This window comes from Exiguobacterium sp. SH1S1, assembly GCF_004337245.1.
In the GTDB taxonomy this organism is placed as follows: Bacteria; Bacillota; Bacilli; order Exiguobacteriales; family Exiguobacteriaceae; genus Exiguobacterium; species Exiguobacterium aurantiacum_A.
This window is the reverse complement of the sequence record NZ_SJUZ01000001.1, coordinates 836,338-858,619: the sequence shown is the minus strand read 5'-3', so window position 1 is coordinate 858,619 and position 22,282 is coordinate 836,338. Positions and strand designations below refer to the sequence as shown.

The 22,282-nt window shown below is 51.7% G+C and carries 19 protein-coding genes; 17 read left to right on the top strand and 2 right to left on the bottom strand.

The features are described 5' to 3' along the window. The first annotated feature begins 28 nt into the window (after positions 1-28). From EVJ23_RS04320 to EVJ23_RS04300, 5 genes are all read left to right on the top strand, one after another. Positions 29-1,375 carry an O-antigen polymerase gene (locus EVJ23_RS04320; protein WP_131464391.1) on the top strand — a complete coding sequence of 449 codons (1,347 nt, stop codon included), beginning with the start codon at positions 29-31 and terminating at the stop codon, positions 1,373-1,375. An 83-nt stretch (positions 1,376-1,458) separates the two neighbouring features. Then, positions 1,459-2,559 (top strand): glycosyltransferase, encoded by a 1,101-nt coding sequence (locus EVJ23_RS04315; protein ID WP_201739218.1) that lies wholly within the window; start codon positions 1,459-1,461, stop codon positions 2,557-2,559. A 24-nt stretch (positions 2,560-2,583) separates the two neighbouring features. Then, positions 2,584-3,162, top strand: a complete 579-nt coding sequence (locus EVJ23_RS04310; RefSeq protein ID WP_236633705.1) for a serine O-acetyltransferase — start codon at positions 2,584-2,586, stop codon at positions 3,160-3,162. Positions 3,163-3,197: 35 nt separating this feature from the next. Next, positions 3,198-4,568, top strand: a complete 1,371-nt coding sequence (locus tag EVJ23_RS04305) for a UDP-glucose dehydrogenase family protein (RefSeq protein WP_131464388.1) — start codon at positions 3,198-3,200, stop codon at positions 4,566-4,568. After that, entirely contained in the window at positions 4,549-5,574 is a 1,026-nt protein-coding gene (locus tag EVJ23_RS04300) for a GDP-mannose 4,6-dehydratase (protein WP_304984979.1), read from the top strand. The genes EVJ23_RS04305 and EVJ23_RS04300 overlap by 20 nt, the downstream gene beginning before the upstream one ends. Before the next feature lie 197 nt (positions 5,575-5,771). On the opposite strand, the gene EVJ23_RS04295 is transcribed toward EVJ23_RS04300, so the two are convergent. Beyond that, positions 5,772-6,641: a tyrosine-type recombinase/integrase gene (locus tag EVJ23_RS04295; RefSeq protein ID WP_131464382.1), complete on the bottom strand. Its 870-nt coding sequence runs from the start codon at positions 6,639-6,641 to the stop codon at positions 5,772-5,774. Between the two features lie 5 nt (positions 6,642-6,646). Next, on the bottom strand, positions 6,647-7,099 hold the full coding sequence (locus EVJ23_RS04290; RefSeq protein ID WP_131464379.1) for a sigma factor: 453 nt from the start codon (positions 7,097-7,099) through the stop codon (positions 6,647-6,649). 390 nt (positions 7,100-7,489) lie between these two features. Here EVJ23_RS04290 and EVJ23_RS04285 point away from each other — a divergent pair, with 390 nt between their 5' ends. From EVJ23_RS04285 to EVJ23_RS04230, 12 genes are all read left to right on the top strand, one after another. Continuing rightward, positions 7,490-8,350: an NAD-dependent epimerase/dehydratase family protein gene (locus EVJ23_RS04285; RefSeq protein ID WP_131464376.1), complete on the top strand. Its 861-nt coding sequence runs from the start codon at positions 7,490-7,492 to the stop codon at positions 8,348-8,350. Positions 8,351-8,435: 85 nt separating this feature from the next. Beyond that, positions 8,436-9,584, top strand: coding sequence for an ROK family transcriptional regulator (locus EVJ23_RS04280; protein WP_131464931.1), 1,149 nt, complete (start codon positions 8,436-8,438; stop codon positions 9,582-9,584). Positions 9,585-9,751: 167 nt separating this feature from the next. After that, positions 9,752-10,201 (top strand): hypothetical protein, encoded by a 450-nt coding sequence (locus EVJ23_RS04275; RefSeq protein WP_070328426.1) that lies wholly within the window; start codon positions 9,752-9,754, stop codon positions 10,199-10,201. Positions 10,202-10,221: 20 nt separating this feature from the next. Continuing rightward, on the top strand, positions 10,222-11,523 hold the full coding sequence (locus tag EVJ23_RS04270) for an ABC transporter substrate-binding protein (protein ID WP_201739217.1): 1,302 nt from the start codon (positions 10,222-10,224) through the stop codon (positions 11,521-11,523). A 67-nt stretch (positions 11,524-11,590) separates the two neighbouring features. Continuing rightward, positions 11,591-12,544 carry a carbohydrate ABC transporter permease gene (locus tag EVJ23_RS04265; protein WP_131458927.1) on the top strand — a complete coding sequence of 318 codons (954 nt, stop codon included), beginning with the start codon at positions 11,591-11,593 and terminating at the stop codon, positions 12,542-12,544. A 12-nt stretch (positions 12,545-12,556) separates the two neighbouring features. Beyond that, the gene (locus EVJ23_RS04260; RefSeq protein WP_131464370.1) at positions 12,557-13,342 is read left to right on the top strand and encodes a carbohydrate ABC transporter permease; all 786 of its coding nucleotides are present in this window, start codon (positions 12,557-12,559) and stop codon (positions 13,340-13,342) included. A gap of 18 nt (positions 13,343-13,360) precedes the next feature. Then, entirely contained in the window at positions 13,361-15,349 is a 1,989-nt protein-coding gene (locus tag EVJ23_RS04255) for a beta-galactosidase (protein ID WP_131464367.1), read from the top strand. Further along, a complete protein-coding gene (locus tag EVJ23_RS04250; RefSeq protein ID WP_131464364.1) occupies positions 15,346-17,412 on the top strand; it encodes an alpha-galactosidase in 2,067 nt (688 codons plus the stop codon). The genes EVJ23_RS04255 and EVJ23_RS04250 overlap by 4 nt, the downstream gene beginning before the upstream one ends. Positions 17,413-17,434: 22 nt before the next feature. Then, a complete protein-coding gene (locus tag EVJ23_RS04245) occupies positions 17,435-18,619 on the top strand; it encodes a galactokinase (protein ID WP_131464361.1) in 1,185 nt (394 codons plus the stop codon). Further along, positions 18,616-19,623, top strand: a complete 1,008-nt coding sequence (gene galE, locus EVJ23_RS04240; RefSeq protein WP_131464359.1) for a UDP-glucose 4-epimerase GalE — start codon at positions 18,616-18,618, stop codon at positions 19,621-19,623. Before EVJ23_RS04245 ends, galE begins: the two co-directional genes overlap by 4 nt. Continuing rightward, a complete protein-coding gene (locus EVJ23_RS04235) occupies positions 19,620-21,134 on the top strand; it encodes a UDP-glucose--hexose-1-phosphate uridylyltransferase (protein ID WP_131464356.1) in 1,515 nt (504 codons plus the stop codon). The genes galE and EVJ23_RS04235 overlap by 4 nt, the downstream gene beginning before the upstream one ends. A gap of 22 nt (positions 21,135-21,156) precedes the next feature. Then, entirely contained in the window at positions 21,157-22,119 is a 963-nt protein-coding gene (locus EVJ23_RS04230; RefSeq protein ID WP_131464353.1) for an aldose epimerase family protein, read from the top strand. The last annotated feature ends 163 nt before the right edge of the window (positions 22,120-22,282 follow it).

Below are 22,282 nucleotides of genomic sequence, written 5' to 3'. Positions count from 1 at the left end.
GTCAAGTATACTCGAAAGGTTATAGTTTATGGTGAAAAAAATCGGGTTTGGTTTATCTTTCTTCTTGTCTATAGTGTTTGTATCTTTACATTCTTATGAATCGATCTATTTAATATTAGCGTTTATAATCTTAGCGGTTGAATTAGGTAGGAATAAGATAAACTGGGATTACTTGAGTGTAATCAATTACACATATATACTTTTGTACTGTATTGTTCCCATGTTTATGTATAGATTTCCTGAAGAATTACATTATTATATCGATCTAAATAATAGAAATATTTTAGTATCATCTCTTTATGTATATCTTGGATATTTTTTCATTTTATGTGGATACTTTATTACTTTTAACAAATCACTAAGACAAGATTTTATCATTAAAGATAAAATCTTGTTTAAGTTAAGCTTATTGTTTTTTACAATTGGATTGATTTCGTTTTCTCTATATGCTAGCTCTTATGGAGGATTTCAAATCATTATAGAAAATGCTGATAGAATAAGGTCAGGTTGGTTTACTACGAGTAGTCCGTTTGTTTTTTTTAAGTTACCCTCCGCCATGTTAACATTATCTTTTTGGATAGCTGTTTCATTGCTATTTAATAATAAAGCAAACGAATATACGAGATTGTTTTTACTTTTTTTAGTGGCAACTACTTTTACAATTGCACTAGCAAGAGCATTTGCCACTGCTGGAAGATCTGAAATTTTATATTTAATTTCACCAGTGATTCTAGGTTGGTATTTGTGGAGGAATAAAAAACCTAGTGCAGTGACGGTGATTGGATTATCAGTTTCATTTGTTTTCTTTCTACTAAATGGCGATCAAATCATTCGTAGACTAAATGGCAGCGAATCTTTTATAGAACAAAACAGAGAAAGCGGAACGGCTTTTTTTGATTTTCTACGAGAGTTTTCTCATCCATATGCTTCGCTAAATTCGATGATTATCTCAGTACCACATCCACTTTCTCCTGGACTTTTTTCAGATTTAATTTTATCTGTAGTACAACTTGTTCCTGAGAGACTACTAGGAATCAACTTGCCTTTTGGCGTGTCAGGTTATAATACTTATCAATTAACAGGTGTATTCAAAGAAACAATACCTCCTGGTCTTCTAGGTTTTTTATTTTATAGCTTACCTTTCGCAGGAGTAATTTTAGGAAGTTTTCTATTCGGACACCTAGTTAGAAGACTAGAATTATACCTGACTAAGTTTAAGGATACACACCCAATATATACATTATTATATGTTGCTTTTGGTATTACGATTTTTGGATTCATGATGGGAGGAGATCCAAAAGTTTATCTTAACTTGTACTTATGGAGTCTAATAATAGGAGCCTTAATAATTATCTTTTTCACAAAAAAAAAATGAAATCGATAAGTTCATCATTTAATTAAAATCTACAATTTTATATTATTTTTCACATCTAATAGATTTTGTTGGGAGGAGATAAAGTGAGTGAAATCAGCAAAAAAAAGGTGGCACTCTTTTTACCTTCTTTAAGGGGTGGCGGTGCCGAGAGAGTGATGCTCAATTTGGCAAAAGGGTTAGCGGAAGAGAATTTAGATGTTGATCTGATTTTGGCTCAAGCTGAAGGTGAATATATCAATCAAGTCCCTGAAAACGTAAGGATTATTGATTTAAAATCAAGTCGGATTTTAAAATCTCTTCCGAAACTAATTCATTACCTAAAGAAAGAAAATCCTGAATCAATTCTTTCAGCACTGACACATGCTAATATTGTACTAATATTAGCAAAGTTGTTTAGTAAAGGGACCACTAGAATAGTGGTCTCAGAACACAGTAATTTAACTCATGGGATTAAACATTCAAAAAGCATTAAAGAAAAAATTTTTCCGTTATTTATGAATCTAACATATAAGTATGCTGATGAAATAGTTGCTGTATCTAATGGAGTAGCAGAAGATTTAAAAAAAAACATCAAATCCCTTCATAAGGATGTAAAAGTAATTTACAACCCTATTTTGGAAGAACGGATTTTTACTCAAGCTAAAGCCCCTTTAAACAATCCCGTACCTATACATCGGCCGTATCTTCTCTCAGTTGGTAGATTAACTGAAGCAAAAGATTATGCAACGCTAATATCTGCTTTTTCATTAATCGCTCAACAATATGATGGGGATTTATTGATATTGGGAGAAGGGGAAGAGAAAAAACGTTTAGAAGCGTTAGCGATAGAATTAGGGGTCAGTAATCGTGTGCTGTTTTTAGGCTTTACTGATAATCCTTATAAATACATGAGGAATTGTGACTTGTTTGTTTTGTCATCAAAATGGGAAGGTCTACCAACTGTTTTAGTGGAGGCTCTCGCAGTAGGGTCTAAAGTTGTTTCAACTAGATGCCCTAGTGGTCCTGAAGAGATACTGAAAAATGGTGAAATCGGTATTTTAACTCCTGTAGGAGACGAAATTAAGATGGCAGAAAACTTATTATTAGGATTACGATACAAACAAAATATTAATCCCGAAATAGATTTAAAAGAATATTATTCTTCTTACGTAGTTAATTCCTACAAAAAAATAATGATTAAATAAACCTTTTTGGGAGGCATTCATATTTTGAAATTTAAAGATTTAATTGAATTTATTAAGGCTGATTTATTCAGATATGAAAAGCAAATAGGTTTTACTAACTTTATAAAAGTATTAATAAAAAGTCCTGGTTTCAAATATACTTTTTATCTAAGAACCACAAACTATTACAAGGATAAAAACGGAATTAGTAGAGTCTTATTTTTCTTGGCGCTTCTTTTTTTAAGAAAATATAGATACAAGTTTGGAATAGATATTCCTTATTCAACTAAAATCGGTAAAGGGCTGTATATCGGTCATTTTGGAGGAATCGTTGTTAATTCAGATGTGATAATCGGTGAAAATTGTAACTTGAGCCATGGTGTGACGATTGGTCAAGTTAATCGCGGGAAAAAAAGAGGTTCTCCGACAATCGGCAATGAGGTTTATATCGCACCAGGAGCTAAAATAATCGGTAAGATTAATATTGGAGATAACGTAGTTATTGGAACTAATAGCGTTATTAACTTAGATGTACCTAATAAATCTGTGATTGTTGGTATTCCTGGAAAAATAGTTTCCTCGAAGGGTTCGGCTGGGTATGTTGAGAATATATATTTGAATTAATTTAAAATAAAATCTTTATTAGAAAGGTGCTATATATGTATAAGGTAGCTGTTGCAGGGACTGGTTACGTTGGTTTGGTAGCAGGAGTCTGTTTTGCTGAGATAGGTCACCAAGTAACATGTGTGGATATCGACGAAAACAAAGTAGATTTAATGAAATCTGGTGTTTCCCCTATTTACGAACAAAGTCTAGAAGAGTTAATGAAAAAAAATTATACTGCTGGAATGATTGATTATACCACGGACTATAGTTCAGCCTATAAAAATGCTGATGCAATCTTTATAGGTGTGGGAACGCCTGAACAACCAGATGGATCTGCTAATCTCTCACATATTGCGACTGTTGCTCGTCAAATTGCTGAGTCGGTTGAGAAGGATTGTTTGGTCGTTGTGAAATCAACTGTTCCTATTGGTACGAATGATAAAGTTGAACAATTTATTCAGGACTTCCTTGTACATGATGTAAAAGTTGAAGTCGCTTCAAATCCTGAGTTCTTAGCGCAAGGGTCAGCAGTAAGGGATACATTATATGCTGATCGAATCGTTATTGGTACTGAGAGTGAGTGGGCCGGAAATTTACTGACGAAAATTTATGAGCCATTTAACTTACCTATCGTTTCGGTTAATCGTCGTTCTGCTGAAATGATTAAGTATGCATCTAATGACTTTTTAGCTCTTAAAATCTCTTACATGAATGATATCGCGAACTTGTGTGAATTAGTAGGTGCTGACGTTCAAGACGTAGCAAAAGGTATGAGTTTTGATGACCGGATTGGAAGTAAGTTTTTAAATGCCGGTATCGGCTATGGAGGATCGTGTTTCCCTAAAGACACGAAAGCTCTTGAGTATATTGCCAAGCAGAACAACTATGAACTCAAAACAGTCAAAGCTGCGATTGATGTTAATACTGAACAAAAAACGTTACTTTATAAGAAAGCTAGCAAGCGTCTAATCACGTTTAACAGGTTGAAGGTTGCGGTACTTGGTCTGACATTTAAACCTGGCACAGATGACTTACGGGAAGCAGCTTCTTTAGAAAATGTACCGCTACTTCTTGAACAAGGTGCGAATGTTTTTGCCTATGATCCTGTTGGAGCAGAGAACTTTGCCCACGTTCATCCGGAAGGTAAGCATGGTAAGGGTAGCATTACGTATGTGGATAATATTGAAGATGCCTTAGAGGATGCTAACGTGTGTTTCATCTTTACTGAATGGGGAGAAGTTAAAGCGATTCAGCCTGCTGATTATAAGACATTGATGAGAACACCACTAGTGTATGACGGTCGAAATATTTATTTAATAGAAGAAATGGTGTTAGCGGACGTAGAATACTATTCAGTTGGAAGGCGCCCTGTTCTTCGAGATACTAATAAGGAGTTGAAGAATGTTGAGCTACACAACTCTTGATGTAACAAAAACGTATTTTATTACAGGAGCGGCCGGTTTCGTCGGATACTTTTTATCTAAGCATCTGCTTGATAACGGATGTACTGTCATTGGCTTAGATAATCTAAATGACTATTACGATATTAACCTTAAACACGAGCGCTTGAATCAATTGAAACCTTATTCGAAATTCACGTTTATTAAAGGTGATATTTCAGATAAAGATTTCGTCCTTGGATTATTTGAGAAACATCGACCTGCTTTTGTAGTTAACTTAGCAGCTCAAGCGGGAGTACGGTACTCAATTGAGAATCCGGATGCATACATTCAAAGTAACATCATTGGCTTTTATAACATTTTAGAAGCTTGTCGTCATTATCCAGTCGACCATCTTGTCTATGCGTCTTCTAGCTCGGTATATGGGGCCAATAAAAAAGTACCATTTGAGGAAACAGACTTTGTTGACACCCCAGTGTCGTTATATGCATCGACCAAAAAATCGAATGAATTAATGGCCCACACGTATAGCCACTTGTATAAGATACCAGCGACCGGACTCCGCTTCTTCACCGTATATGGTCCGTTAGGTCGACCAGATATGGCGTACTTTGGATTTGCTGATAAGTATTTTGCTGATGAACCGATTCACATCTTTAACAATGGTGATTTCGAGAATGACCTTTATCGTGACTTCACGTATATTGATGATATCGTCGAAGGAATCGAACGGTTGATCAGTCATCCGCCAGAAGGTGATGTTCAACATAAAGTGTTCAATATCGGCAACAACAATCCTGAAAAATTGATGACGTTTATTGAAACTCTTGAAAAAGCTTTGACACATGCATTGGGAAGAGACGTTCAATTTGACAAAGTCTTTGAGCCGATTAAGCCGGGTGATGTACCCGCTACTTATGCCTCGACTGATCAATTGCAGAAAGCTGTAGGATTTAAACCAGAAACTTCAATTGAAGATGGGTTGCAACAATTTGCCAATTGGTATGTTGATTATTACGGAAAGAAATAAATACAAAAAAATAGCATGAGGCCGAATGGCTTCATGCTATTTCAATAATCAAACTTGGCTAGTTTACTAGTTTAAATTCTTCTGTCTAGTAGCTTCATCCCGTATTGATCGTCGGGCTGAAACTGTCAAGTACGAAAAGTCATGATAGGGGCACATTCCGCTAGCTACAAACAAAGCATGTGAGTCATTCTATTTACTCATTCGTTCAATCCTTCAATCAATTTACGACTCCGCTCCTGAGACACATGCAGATAGCGTTCTGTTGTCTTGGTCGATGTATGGCCTAGCAGATCCGCGACTGCTAAAATATCGTGACTTTGATTATAGAGTGTCGTCGCAAAGCTATGGCGCAACATATGACTCGTTAAGTGGAGGCCGAGTTGCGCTTTCGCGATCTGTTTCAAGTCCTCGTTCACAAAGTTCGCCTGAACGACGCGGCCGCTCGGCATGAGGAAGACATGGTTGGAGTCTCCGACGTTTGGTCGGTCCTTCTCGATGTACGTCTTCAATTCTTGGGCGAGTCGAGGCGTCATCGGGATCAATCGCGTTTTTTTGCCTTTCCCTTTCCAGACGATTAGGATGCTGTTTTCGAAATCGAGATGGTTCAGCTCCAAATTTAAAATTTCACTGATCCGGAGACCGGCGTCACCCCCGACGAGATAAATCGTATAGAGCGTCGTGTTGCGCGCGTGATACAGGACGGTGTTCAGCTGGTCGCGGCTGAGGATGGTCGGTTGTTTTTGGACGCTCTCGCGCGTGACGATTCGGCTGAACGGGTTTTGTTTCACCCAGCGTCGTTCCATCGCGAACGTGAACAGACTTCGCACCGCCATGATGTAGGACCGGACCGTATTGTCGGCTTTGTCGTTGATGGATTGTTTGTAAGGGACGGCATGTTTCTTCTCGGTAATGTCTTGGATATAGACGGCACCACGCTCTAGCGCGAACTGTTCAAAGCGTCGCAGCGTGTTGCGGTACGATTTCAATGTCGTCTCGGGTTTCTCGCGTCGTAGCTCCAAGTCTTTCAAATAAACAGTGATCGCATCGTTCAACAACATCTTCTTCATCGTGTTCACTCCTTCATCTGGATTGCCTCTCGAAGTTCGCGTTGGACGTCCGCCTTGTACGCCCGGAGCCGGCTCGGGGAGTAAGGCAACGTCTGTTCGGTCCCGTCGATCAAGTGGCAGAGGAGTTCGAAATGGCGTGGTGACAGCAACATCCGTTGTTCGTCGAGCCAGTCGTAGAAGTGACGCTCGGACTCGATGCATTGTTCGGGCAGGCGTTCGGCGGCGACTTCATGCTTCAAGTGACGGACGTTCTTTTGTTGGTGGTTCAGGATCGCTCCTCGGATACGTTGGAAGCAGTACGTCTTCGATAACGTGCAGCCGCGGTTCAACGCCTCCCATAAAGCAATCCTTGCGATTTGGGCGCAGTCTTCTTGTTCATTCGGATGGATGTGTAAGTGGCGGATGACATAACGAATCATCGGCTCCCACTCGTGAATTTGATCATCGATTGTGTTCATTGGTTGCTCTTTCTCGAGCGCTCTGTCAATTTCCTAGGATGCTTCGAGTATAGTCATTGATATCCCCGATGCACCAATGGCCTTATCGCACGTAAGCCTAGAGCTTATATCAAATATCTCCCTAAGATAAGGTATGGAGTCGAAAGGCGACCGTGTAGCAACATCCGAAAATTGAATATCAATGAATATTCTCCGCTTGGTCAAAAATAGGGGATTCGATGAGGGATGCCATCCGAATTAACCGTAAGTTGGCTTCGTTTGATCAAGCAATTTAGAAGTTGGACGCTCCGTAAATGAGCGTTCTTTTTTTATGTGTATCCAATGACAATTACGGGAAGAATTATAGAGAAAGTGGAAGGGACGAGTGAAACATACATCGGAGGCGATACCGTGAAGCGAGTGTTGATTACCGGAGTAACGGGTTTTGTCGGAAATTCATGCAAGCGTTGGATCGAGGAGCACTACAAGGAGCAGATTCACGTCGATACGGTCGGGATGCGTGACGGCGCATGGAGACAACGTTCGTTTGAAGGCTACGATGCAATCCTATACGTGGCCGGGATCGCCCATGTGTCGACGGATAAAAGTATGGAAGACCTCTACTACAAGGTGAACACGGAGCTGACAGCGGAAGTCGCAGCCAAAGCGAAGCGGTCTGGCGTCAAGCAGTTCATCTTCCTCAGCAGTATGATCGTCTATGGGGACGCGACGAACGCGAAATTGATCACGCGCGACACGGTGCCGAACCCGACCAACTTTTACGGCGACAGCAAACTCCAAGCCGAGAACAAGCTCGCGGAGTTGGCAGACGAAACGTTCGTCGTCGCGAACGTCCGGTCGCCGATGATTTATGGGAAGGGCTCGAAAGGCAATTACGTGAAACTCGCGGGCCTTGCTCAAAAAGTCCCGTTCTTCCCGAGCTATCAGAACAAACGCAGCATGATCCATATCGACAACTTGTCCGAGTTGTTAGCGCTCATCGTCTTGAACGGAGATAGCGGAACGTTCCATCCCCAGAACGCGGACTACGTGTGCACGTCCGACCTCGTCTCGATGATCGGGGCCGTCCACGGCAACCGCGTCCGGCGCTTAGGTTTGTTTAACGGTGTCATCGGAAAACTCGTCGACCGAAACGTCATGATGAACAAGCTGTTCGGGGATTTTGCGTACGCGAAAGAGCTTTCGGCGTATCCGCAGGACTATCACGTTCGCGACTTCTTTGACAGCGTCGTCGTCACCGAAAGAAAATGATTTGCCAGAATTTTTCAGTCAACCCATGACCGCTTTCTTCGACATGCTATACTAAGAAAAAAGCACAGAAATGGGTGGACTAGTTATGGGGAAGACGACACCACGGAACTCGAAATGGATGCGGACGTATAACCGCTCGCTCATCCTCCGGCTCATCCGGCTCCATCAGCCGGTGTCCCGGGTCGAGCTCGCCAAGGCGACGAATTTGACGAAGCCGACGATCTCGAACATCGTCAATGAGTTAAAGGAAGAAGGGCTGGTCAACGAGCGTGAGCTTGGCGTCTCGAGCGGGGGACGACGGCCGATCATGCTCGAGCTCGCGGCGAGCGACCGGTTCGTCATCGGCATCGACGCGACGCAACGAAAACTGCACGGCGTCGTGACGAACATTCACGGAGAATTACTTGACGAGGCGTGGCACGACGAGCGGTTCGATACGAACGAGGAGTTCATCGACGCCATCGTGACGCTATACATACAACTTGCCGGTAAGACTTCAGGGGACGTGATCGGACTTGGGGTGTCCGTCCACGGGATGGTCGAGGCCGGAGCGGGGATGGTCTTGTTCGCGCCGCGCTTCCACTTGCATGACATCCCGCTGAAGCGGGAGCTCGAGGCGCGCCTGAAACAGCATGTCTTCGTCGAGAACGACGTCCGGACGCTCGCGCTCGGGGAGCTCTACTTCGGTGAGGCGATCGGCATCGACGAGTTCTTCTACGTCTACGCCGGCTATGGTATCGGTGGCGCCTACGTCCACGGCGGCGAGCTGATCGACGGCGAGCACCATATCGCCGGTGAGATCGGCCATATGCGCATCATGCTCGACGGGCCGATCTGCTCGTGCGGCAACCGCGGCTGCTTGGAGGCGGTCGCTGGCGAACGGGCCATCTTGAACGAGGCGCGAGAGCTCTATGACTTGACGCTCGACGGCATGCGCGACGCGGTCGGGACGAATCCGGACGTCCAAAAGCTGTACGAGCGGGCCGGGGAGTACGTCGGCATCGCGACGCTCAATATGATTCATCTATTGAACCCGAGCCGGATCTTGCTCGGGGGGCCGCTGTTCAACTACGCGCCACAAGTCGTCACGAACATCCAGGAACGCGTCGCCCAGACGGCGTTGACGATGGACGCGCGCCAGACCGACATCCGCGTCGTCCCGTGGAACGCCAACCACGGTGCGCTCGGTGCGGCCGCACTCATCACGAACCAGCTGTTCGGCGAAATTCAATGACTCAATCGCTCTCACACGAGGGCGATTTTTTTGTGTCGAAAAATAATTTAAATGAAACCGTTTACAAATATAAAAACCATATGGTATAGTCTGTTTGTAGTTAGATAATAAATTTAATTTACTAAGTAAGGGGTGACACTCTCAAACGGGAAAGTGGAGGGGTAGACATGGACATAGAGACACCATTGCTGAAAGACAAGTTTCACGATATATTCGGTCGCTACGGAGCGACGCGGCTATTCACAAGGGACGGTTCGACGTTTGATGAATTGGAAGCGTTCACAAAAGCGGACGGCGTCGTCGTCACCCGCTCACGGCGGGACGGCATCTTCCGGCTATATGACGAGGAGGCACGCGACATCCGCCTGTTCCGCGTCTCGGACTTGAACCAGGCCGAGCGGGCGAACAGCTTCGACGAACTGTTCGAGATGCTGCTCTGGCGCTTGAAGCAACAGGACGCGCTGCCGTTCGGGGCGGACCTGTATGTCGTCGGCTCGTACATAGACGACCATTGGCAGTTTGATTTGGAACTGATCGCGTACACGCTCACCCGGCTCGGGGATCAACCGATGCCAGACCACTTGATTCGGGAGCTTTGCCTCAAGTTGGTCGCATAACATTCAAAGGAGAATTGGACATGAAAAAATCGACAATCGCACTCGCATCATCGGTACTCGTCTTGTCATCATTGCTCGCAGCTTGCGGCGGGAAAGAAGAGGCGGCCGCGACGACGGAAGACGGCAAGCCGGTCATCAACTGGTGGGGCTGGGCGCCGCAACCGGAAGTCGGCGAGGCACTCGCCAAATCGTTCAACGAGTCGCAAGACGACTACATCGTCAAGTTCAAGCGCCTCGAGGACTATGAGCAGCAACTCCAAGTCGCCATGCTCGGCGGCGATGGCCCGGACGTCATCGGCCTCAAGGAACCGATGATCCCGCAATACAAGGACCGCCTCGTCCCGGCGAAAGACTACATGGACAAAGCGGCCGGCGCGGGCTGGCAAGACAAGTTGATCGAGCTCGGCGTCGAACAGACGACGGTCGACGGCGAACAGATGGCGGTGCCGGTCGGCTTCACGGGCCAGGCCTACCTCATGTACAACAAGACGATGCTCGACAAATACGGCGTGACGCCACCGAAGACGTATGACGAGACGGTCAAAGCGATCGAGACGATCAACGCCTCGGGCGACGCGGTCATCCCGATGCAACTCGGCGCGAAAGACGCCTGGGTCGGCACGGACGTGTTCAACGTCTTGAGCCACCAGGTCGCACCAGGCTACATCCAAAAAGTACTCGAAGGCGAAGCGAAATGGACGGACAAAGAGATGGTCGAGACGGCCGAACTTTGGCAACAACTGTTCGAAGACAAAGTCTTCCAAGAAGGAGCGCTCGGCCTCGCGACATACATGGACGGTATGAACAACTTCTTCGACAAGAAAGCAGCGATGTGGGTCATCGGCTCATGGGAAGCCCACTCGATGACGACGGTCGAGAAGCGTGACAAGTGGAACAACTTCGAAGACGAGATCGGATTCGTCCCGCTCCCGAACCTCGCAGGTGGCACTGAGCAACCGGTCATCGCCTCGATCGACATGGCGCTCGGCGTCAACAAAGAGTCAGAGCAACAAGACGGCGCGGCCGCTTTCATCGCCTACATGACGCAAGGCGAGGGCCAAGCGCTCTACATGGAGAAGTTCGAGATGGCGCCAGCCGTCAAGGACATCGAAGTCGCGTACGAAGACAAGTTCACGTCTGACGTCGAGCGCGAATCGTACGAGATCTTGAACGAGACGGTGAAAAATGCCGTCGCGGGCCGCGGCATCCGTGACCCGAAAGTGTACGACACGCTCGGCAAAGAACTCCAGAACATCGCGGGCGGACAAGATGCGAAAGAAGCACTCGCACGCATCCAAGCCATCGCCGACCAAGGTAAATAATCGACACGAGCGCCAGTGGCCAGCCTGACTGGTGCTCGATTTTTTTAGCGGAAAGTGAGGGAACACTATGCAACACGCAACCGACTTAACGGAACAGGAACCAAAGCTGTCCGCGGTGCCGCCGAAACGACCGGACCCGGTGAAGAAGAAAGCACAGTTGAAAAAGAACTTGATCGGCTGGGCGTTCGTCGCCCCGACCGTCCTGTTCGTCATCGCCTTCATCTATTACGGCATCTTCTATAACGCGTATCACTCGGTGTTCTCTTGGGACGGCATCTCGTTCGAGAAGACGTACATCGGGCTCGAGAACTTCGGCCGCATGTTCAGCGACCCTGAATTTTATAACGCGCTCAAGAACACGGGCATCTTCACCGTCCTGACTGTAACGATCCAAGCCGGGCTCGGGCTCGTCTTAGCGTACTTGCTCCACACGAAAGGAGTCGGCCGGACGTTCTTCAAATCGGTGTTCTTCTTCCCGGTCGTCTTGAGCCCGGTCGTCCTCGGCGCCGCGTTCTCACAGATCTTCGACTTCCAGTTCGGTTACATCAACGAATTCTTACGCATGGTCGGCTTAGGCGCGTTCGAGCAGAACTGGCTCGGTGACCAAGACGTCGCGCTCTACTCGATCATCTTGATCAACATTTTCCAATGGACGGGCTCGTCGATGATCATGTACTACATGGCGATGCTCGCGATCGAACGAGAAGTGTTCGAGGCGGCCAACATCGACGGCGCCGGCTTCTGGCGCACGCTGTGGAGCGTCGTGTTCCCGAATCTTAAAGGGACGACGTTCACGCTGACGATCCTCGGGGTCATCGGTGGACTGAAGACGTTCGACATCGTCTGGATCTCGACGCAAGGCGGACCGGGTAACTCGACCGAGGTCATCTCGACGTACTTGTTCCGCAAGTCGATGCTGCACCAAGAGGTCGGCTACGCCAGTGCCGTCGCCATCATCTTGTTGATCATCGCGCTCGGCATCACGTACTTCCAGACGCGTGTGCAGAAGAAAATGGACTGAGGAGGGGTACCCATGGAAATTCAAACGAAAAAAGGAAGATGGCTCACCAATGTCGGCCTGTCACTCATGGCGATCATATGGTTGTTCCCGATCTTCGTCATGTTCAAAGAGAGTTTGCGGGTCAACGGCTTCAGTAACTATATCGCGACGTTACAGAACCCGAACTTTCCCCAGTTCGTCTTCAACAGCTTCATCGTCGCCTTCTTCATGATCATCATCTCGATCTCGTTTCTCGCCTTCGCGGCGTTCGGCTTCTCGAAGCTCGAGTTCGCCGGGAAACGGTTGTTGTTCAACCTCGTCTTAGCCGGGCTCATGCTGCCGGTCGCCTCGCTCATCGTCCCGCTCTTCTTCACGCTGCGGACGCTCGACGGGCTGAACAGCTATTGGGGCTTGATCGGCGCTGAGGTGGCGTTCTTCCTCCCGTTCGGACTCATGCTCATCAAGAGCTACTTCGACGAGCTGCCGAACGAATTGATGGAAGCGGCCCATATCGACGGGGCGTCGACGTTCCAAATCTTCTATAAGATCATGATGCCGCTCGCCAAACCGGCGCTCGCGACAGCGACGATCTATGCGTTCCTCAATTCGTGGAACGAGTACTTGATGGTGCTCACGTTCATGACGGACCCGGCCAAGCAGACGGTGACGCTCGCGCCGACGTTCTTCACGGAAGCGCTCGGCGGGGACCCGGGTAAACTATACGCCTCGCTCGTCTTGATCAGCTTGCCGACGATGGTGTTCTATATCTTCTTCCAACGCTTCTTACAAAAAGGGATGACTTCGGGAGCGGTCAAATAATCGATTGAGGTGACTAACATGTATGTAGGAGTAGACTATTACCCAGAACAGACGGACCGTGCCCTGTGGGACACGGACGTCCGCTTGATGAAAGAGTTAGGTGTCAACGTGATCCGGATGGCCGAGTTCGCGTGGACGATGATGGAGCCGGCCGACGGCGAGTTCGACTTCGCGTTTTGGGACGAGGTCGTCGCCAAGTTCGGCCAAGACTTCGACATCATCCTCGGCACGCCGACGGCGACGCCACCCGCCTGGCTGATCGAGAAATATCCGGACATCTTGCCGGTGACGGCCGACGGGGTCCGCATCAGTTTCGGGGCCCGGCGTCACTACACGGTCAACAGCCCGGTGTACCGCGAGTACTGCGAGCGCATCACCCGCAAGATGGCCGAGCGCTACGGCAAGCATCCGCGCGTCATCGGCTGGCAGACCGACAACGAGTACGGCCACGAGAAATCGGACCGCTCGTACGGCGACGTCGACCAAATCGCGTTCCAAGCATGGCTACAAGACCGCTACGAGACGCTCGACGCGTTGAACGCGGCCTGGGGGACCGTCTTCTGGAGCCATACATACTCGGCATGGAGCCAGATTCCGGTCCCTCGCACCGTGTTCCAAGAGCACAATCCGTCGCTCCTCGTCGACTTCGATCGCTTCTGCTCGGACGCGTACCGCTCGTTCAACAAGCTCCAAGTCGACACGCTCCGTCCGCTCATCCATGACGATGCGTTCATCACGCACAACCTTGTCTATAGCGACATGGCGATCAACCAGCAACAGATGGCCCAAGACCTCGACTACGTCTCGTTCGACAACTATCCGGTCTGGGGCGGGCTACCGGAGCCGAACCGGTTCGAGAAGACGGCGCACGACCACGACCTGTGCCGCTCGTCGAAACAAGGTAAAGGCTTCTGGGTGATGGAGCAGTTGAGTGGCGCCCAAGGCTGGAGCCGGATCGGCTACTTGCCTCGTCCGGGCCACATCCGTCTTTGGACGCATCAAGCCGTCGCCCGCGGCGCCGAGGCGATCGTCTACTTCCGTTTCCGGGCCGCGCACTTCGGTACCGAGGAGTTCTGCCACGGCATCATCGACCACGACGGCAAGCCGAAACGCAAGTTCGATGAAGTACAGGGCGTCATGAAAGAGTTGACGACGCACGGCGACATGATCAACGCGGCCGAATATAGAGCCGACGTCGCCGTCTATTACGACCAAGAGAACTTATGGGCCTGGACGCACCAACCCCATTCGGACGCGTTCAACTTCAAGCAAGAGTTCGTTCGCTTCTACGGCGCGGCCGTGCGCCAAGGCGTCAACACGGACATCGTCTTCCCGGGTGACGCGCTCGACAAGTATAAACTCGTCGTCGTGCCGCTTTATTTCCTCGGCAATGACACGTTCGACAAATCGCTCATCGACTACATCGAGAACGGCGGCCACGTCATCTTCACGTACCGGACCGGCGTCAAAGACCCGATCAACCGCTGTCACGCAGACACGCTCCCGGGCAAGTTCGCGACATACGCCGGTATCGAGATCGACGAGTACGAGAGCCTGCAGGCCGTCCAGTCGAACCAGGTTCGCCTAGGCGACTACGTGTCTGAGGCGAACATTTGGTGCGACTTGATCACGCCAAAAGGTGCCGACGTGCTCGCGACGTATGAGCAGGCGTTCTACAAAGGGACGGCCGCCGTCACGCGTCACACGTATAAAGGCGACGTGACGTACATCGGCTCATCGGTCGACGATACGATGCTTGACACAATATACAATGAGGCGCTCACGCGCGCCGGCATCGACGCAACGCGTCTTCCGGACGACGTCGAGAAAGTCGATCGTCACGGCGACGGTCACGTCATCCGCTTCTATATGAACCATTCGACGGACGTCACGTCGACGGTCGAGATCGGTGACGAGTGGCAGACGCTCGACGGGGACGCGGTCTCGGGGACACTCGAGCTCAAACCGCTCGACGTCATTATGTTGAAACGGGAGGTGGGGGCATGATTTATCGCTTCGACAACCGGTTTGTCATCGAAGGGAAGCAGATTGCCTACGTGTTCGACGTCGACGACCGGGGCCGGCTCGTCCATCAATACCTCGGCGATCGGCTCCATGAAACGGATTACATTGAACTACCAGATCGTCGGGTGTTGCACTCGTCGTTCGAGACACCAGAAGGCGTCGCCGCGTACGAGTTCGTCTCGTTCGGCGACCTCGTCTACACCGAGCCGACGCTCAAAAGCCATACGGCGACTGAACGGTTGCACGCCTTCACGTTCCAAGACGCACGGATCGGTCACGACACGCTCGAGCTCGACTTGGTCGACTCGATCCAACAGCTGACGGTCACGCTCCACTTCACCGTGTATCCGGCGTACGACATCATTGAACGGAAGATGACGGTTCAAGCCGGGACGGACGTCACGCTCGAGAGTGCGCAGTCGTTCAGCCTCGGGTTGACCGAGCGCAATCTGCGTCTCAGTCATTTTTCAGGGGCGTGGACCGGTGAGTTCCAATTACAACAAGGTGAGTTACTCCCAGGTAAGAAGACGATCGAGAGCCGGCGCGGCTTGACGAGCCATCAAAGCAATCCGTGGTTCGCGCTCGACGACGCGGCGACGGAACAGCACGGTGAGGTCATCTACGGCTTCCTCGGCCATTCCGGCAACTGGGCCATCCATTTCGAGCGCGACCAGTTCGGCTTCACGCAAGTGACGGGCGGGCTCAACACGTTCGACTTCGCGAAACGGCTGGCTTCAGGTGACGTGTTCACGACGCCAGCGGCCTATATCGGCTACACACAACTTGGTTTCGGGGCGATGAGCCGGAACGCGCACGACTTCGAGCGCGACGTCATCATGCCGGAACGGACGCGCGAGACGCTGCGTCCCGTGCTCTACAACTCATGGGAGGCTACGTATTTCGACGTCAGCGAGGACGGACAGAAACGGCTCGTCGATGAGGCCGCTGCGATCGGTTGCGAGCTGTTCGTCGTCGACGACGGCTGGTTCGGCGAACGGAACTCGGACGCGGCCGGTCTCGGCGACTGGCACGTCAACAATACGAAGTTCCCGAACGGGCTAGAGCCGCTCATCCGCTACGTCGAGGACAAAGGCCTCCAGTTCGGCCTCTGGGTCGAGCCGGAGATGGTCAACCCGGATTCGAATCTCTACCGGTCGCATCCCGACTGGATCTACCACACGAATGGACGCCCGTCGACGACGTCACGCAACCAGTTCGTGTTGAACTTGGCGCTGCCGGAAGTCGAGGCGCACGTGACGCATCTGTTGGACGATCTGCTCGAGAACCATGCGATCCGCTACATCAAGTGGGACATGAACCGCGCCTTCTCCGAACCGGACAGCCCGCATTTAGGTGATGCGAAAGAACTGTGGCTCCGTCATACGGAAGCGGTCTACCGCATTCTTGACACGCTCCGGGACAGACACCCGGACGTCGCCTTCGAATCTTGTGCCGGCGGCGGCGGCCGGATCGACCTCGGCGTGCTCTCGCGCGTCGAACAGGTTTGGACAAGCGACAACACCGACGCGCTCGACCGGCTCGAGATCCAGGAAGGGTTCTCCTACGCCTATAACGCCAAGATGATGAGCTGCTGGGTGACGGACGCGCCGAACTGGCTGAACGCCCGCGCACTCCCGCTCAACTACCGCTTCGTCAGCGCGATGCAGGGCACGCTCGGCATCGGCGGCAACTTGCTCGAATGGAGCACGGAAGACCTAGCCGCGTCGAAGCGTTGGATCGAGACGTACAAGTCGATCCGCCCGCTCGTGCAGCACGGGACGAGCTATCGTCTCGCCTCACTCAAGAAAGAAGGATTCCACGCGATGGGCTATACGGACGGGGAGGACTATGTCGCCCTCGTCAACGCAGACCGCCGTCATTACGGCAACAACAAGTTGCGCCTCAAACTCGCCGGGCTCGACCCGGACCGCGTCTACTTATATGAAGGAAGACGTTTGAGCGGCCGCTACTTGATGCAACAAGGGATCACACTGACACAACAAATCGATTATGACGCTTACTGCCTGGTCATCCACCCGGCGTGAGCGATGGAAGGGATGGAGTCGTATGCTTGCATTTGATTTAGCACACCTGAACGAACAGTTCGAGACCGTGTTTTTGGCGGGGCCTGAGCGGATCTTCTTCGCGCCGGGCCGCATCAACTTGATCGGCGAACACACGGATTACAACGGAGGTCACGTCTTCCCCTGTGCCATCACGTTCGGCACGTACGGGCTCGTCCGGAAGCGCGAGGACGGCATCATTCGCGTCTACTCGCTCAACTTCGAGGACGTCGGCGTCGTCACGTTCCCGGTGACGGACGGGACGTATGACGCCGGTCACGACTGGGCCAACTACGTCAAAGGGGTCGTCGCGCTCCTGCGACAAGACGGACACGACGTCGGAGGATTCGACTTCTTCCTCGCCGGCAACATCCCGAACGGCGCCGGACTGTCGTCGTCGGCCTCGCTCGAACTCGTGACGGCGCTCATGATCAATGACGTGTACGGCCTCGGGCTCGAGCGAATCGACCTCGTCCATCTCGGTCAACGTGTCGAGAACGACTTCATCGGCGTCAACTCAGGCATCATGGACCAGTTCGCGATCGGGATGGGCAAGGCCGACCACGCCATCCTGCTCGATTGCGATACGCTCCATCACGACTACGCGCCGATCAAGCTCGACGGTTACGACATTTTGATCATGAACACGAACAAGCGCCGTGAACTGGCCGACTCGAAATACAACGAGCGCCGGACCGAGTGCGACACGGCACTCGGCCTGCTAAAAGAGCGGTTCGATGTCGCCTCGCTCGGCCAACTATCGGTCGAGACGTTCGAGACGGTCGCATCGGAACTCCCGGAGACGCTCCGGAAACGGGCCCGCCACGCCATCTCGGAGAACGAGCGGACGAAGCTCGCCTTCACCGCCCTTCAAGACGAAAAGCTCGACGTGTTCGGGCAACTTCTGAACGACTCGCACGCGTCGCTTCGTGACGATTACGAAGTGACCGGTATCGAGCTCGACACGCTCGTCCAGGCAGCACAAGATTGCGATGGCGTCATCGGCGCCCGCATGACCGGTGCCGGTTTCGGTGGCTGCGCCATCGCCATCGTCGACAAGACGTCGACAGAAGCCGTCATCCAGACCGTGTCGACCGTATACGAAACAACGATCGGCTACGCGCCGACATTTTATATCGCGTCCGTCGGGGACGGCGCGCGTGAACTCGTAGAGGAGGAAGTCAAATGAGTGTACTCGTCGTCGGCGGGGCCGGTTATATCGGCTCCCATGCAGTCCGCGCCTTGCTCGCGCGCGGGGAAGACGTGATCGTGATCGACAACCTTCAGACCGGACATATCGAGTCGGTCCCGAAACAAGTCCGCTTCTATGAAGGCGACATCCGTGACCGTGCGTTCATGGACGAGACGTTCGCGAACGAAGACGTCACGGAAGTGCTTCATTTCGCCGCCAACTCGCTCGTCGGCGAATCGATGGAGGAACCGCTCGCGTATTACGACAACAACGTCTTCGGGACACAAGTGTTGCTCGAGACGATGCGCAAACACGGCGTCGCACGGATCGTCTTCTCCTCAACGGCCGCGACATACGGCGATCAGGACGAGATGCCGATCCGGGAGACGGCTGAAACGAACCCGACGAACACGTACGGGGCGACGAAGCTCGCCATGGAGACGATGATGAAGTGGTGTGACCGCGCCTTCGGCATCCGTTTCGTCGCACTCCGCTACTTCAACGTCGCCGGGGCTGATCCGTCAGGTGTGATCGGTGAAGACCATACACCGGAGACACACCTTATCCCACTCGTCCTCGAAGTGGCGAACGGGCAGCGTGAGGCGATCACCGTGTTCGGCGACGATTACAACACGCCGGACGGGACGTGCATCCGCGACTACATCCACGTCCAAGACCTCGTCGACGCCCACGTGCGCGCGCTCGACTACTTGAAACGAGGTGGAGACAGCGACGTGTTCAATCTCGGCACGGAGACGGGACTGTCGGTGCTCGAAATCATCGAGGCGGCCCGCCGCGTGACGGGACACCTGATTCCGGTCAAGACGGGGACACGCCGTGCCGGCGACCCGGCGATGCTGATCGCGTCACCGGACAAGGCGAAACGCGTGCTCGGCTGGACACCAGAGCGCTCGACGGTCGATATGATTCTCACAGACGCCTGGAACTGGCACGAGTCACATCCGGAAGGCTACAAACACGTAGAGGGGGCGAGACGATGATCGATGCAACGATTGAAGCGCTCGTCGAGGCGACGATCCGCGAGGAACTGATCACGGAGCAAGACCGCATCTACTCGCGGAACCGTGTGCTCGCGCGATTGAACAAGCTCGACTTTGACAAGCCGACGTTCGTGCCGCGCGACTCGATCCCGAACTTGCTCGAGACGTTGACCGAATATGCGGTCGAGGCCGGGCTCGTCGAGAATTTATTAGAGGAGAAGGACCGGTTCATGGCCGAGGTCATGGACGTGTTCGTCTCGAAACCTTCCGAGGTGACGCGCACGTTCAACGCGCTTCGGGCAGTTGACGTCGAGGCCGCGACGAGTTTCTTCTATAAGATGAGCCAGGCGTCGAACTATATCCAGACGCAGCGGATCGCAAACAATATCACATACAAGGCACCGACCCGCTACGGCACGCTCGACATCACGATCAACTTGTCGAAGCCGGAGAAAGACCCGCGCGAGATTGCGCGGGCCCGACTGCAACCGGCGCCAGAGACGAACTATCCGACGGGGTTGCTCGCGATCGAGAACGAAGGCTACGGCGGACACTTGAAACATCCGGCCCGGGCCAACCACCGCATCATCCCGCTCACGCTCGGCGGGGAAGAGTGGTCGTTCCAATACTCGCCGTACTTGTATTACAACGAACACTCGATTTTACTGTCGAACGAAGTGCGCGACATGGTCATCGACCGGTCGGCGTTCGAGCGTCTGCTCGACTTCGTCGGTCAGTTCCCGCATTACTTCGCCGGGTCGAACGCGGACCTGCCGATCGTCGGCGGCTCGATCTTGACGCACGACCATTACCAAGCCGGCCGCTACCGGTTTGCGATGGACGATGCCGACGTCGTCGCGACGTATCGCTCGGACCGTTACGACCAAGTCGACATCGAGACGCTCGAATGGCCACTCTCGGTCGTCCGGCTCCGTTCGACGCAGCGTGAGCAGCTCGCTATGTTGGCGAACCAACTGCTCGGCCACTGGCAAAACTACGAGGACGGTGACATCGTGCCGTATACGGGCGACGTCCGCCACAATACGGTGACGCCGATCGCCCGGCGCCGCGATGGCCGCTACGAGCTTGACCTCGTCCTCCGCAACAACCGGACGAGCGAGGCGCATCCGGACGGCATCTTCCATCCGCACGCCGACGTCCATCATATCAAGCGCGAGAACATCGGCTTGATCGAAGTGATGGGGCTCGCCGTGTTACCGGCCCGACTCAAGACCGAGCTCGAACAAGTCGTCCGTTTCATCGAAGGCGAGGACGTCGAGGTCGCGGACATGCACAAGGCGTGGGCCGAGGAGTTGAAGACGAAGTCAGGTGACGCTCGGATGATCGTCGACCAGGCCGTCGTCGACAAGTTCGTCAAAGGGTTAGAGGACGCGGGTGTGTTCAAACAGACGGTCGAGGGGCAGGAGCGCTTCACGGCGTTCATGAGCTCATTTTTGAGTCACGTCGATAAAGTGGAGTACGGCGCGTCGACTACGGGAAGTAACAGGTAAACTAGTCGAAGTAGGTGAGCCAATGAGAGAAGCAACGATTGAAAACAAGAACGGGATGCGGCTGTCGGCGATCGAGTATGGCTGTGCCATGACCGAGCTGACGGCACCGGACCGTGACGGCAACATGGACTCTGTCATTTTGAAATATGGCGACTTGGATCAATATCTCGAGAATCCGGTCTATTTGGGCTCGGTCGTCGGCCGTATCGCCGGAAGAATCCGTAACGCCGAGATCGATGGCGTGGCCTTGACCCCAAGCGAGGCCCCGCATCATATTCACGGCGGGACGGACGGTATCACGTCGCGGTATTGGGACATGGACGTCGACGGACAGGCGATTCAATTCATATACTTAAGTCCGGACGGGGAAGAAGGCTACCCGGGGAACGTCCGCTTCAAAGTCATCTATGAACTGACGGACGACAACGAACTCGTTGTCACGATGACGGCTGATACGGATAAACTGACGTGGGTCAACTTGAACCATCACAACTATTTCAATCTCGGTGGCCGGCCGACGATCCACGATCACGTGCTGACGCTACCGGCCGACCACGTCGCGCGGCTCGATGACGAGTCGCTCCCGACCGGGGAACTGCAGCCTGTCGATGCGACACCGTTCGACTTCCGCGACGGGAAACGAGTCGGCGAGGCGATCACGTCAGACGATGAAGCCATCGCGAAAGCCGGCGGGCTCGATCATCCGTTCATCTTGAAGAATGGGATGGCGCGGTTGCACGACCCGGTGAGCGGACGCGTGCTCGACGTCGAGACGAACCAACCGGTCATGGTCGTCTATACGGCGAACTTCCTCAGTGAAGAAACACCGGTCACGCTCGAGGGACGGCAGAAGCATAGCGCCATCTGTTTAGAAGCCCAGGCGCTTCCAGACGCGCCGCACTATCCAGACATCGCCACATCGATCGAACTGAAACCGGGTGAATTGTATCATTCGCGGACGGTTTATCGGTTTGGGGTGGAGTGAAAAAAGACCATCAAACTTGTGTATGACAAGTTCGATGGTCTTTTGCGTTGCGCTTTTACAGTATATAGCTCATTCAACACTTCGGTCACTGTCGCACTAAATGAACGAAACGCAGGAGCATCGAGGAGCGACGTCATGGCTTCTTTCACAATGATTACGTTCG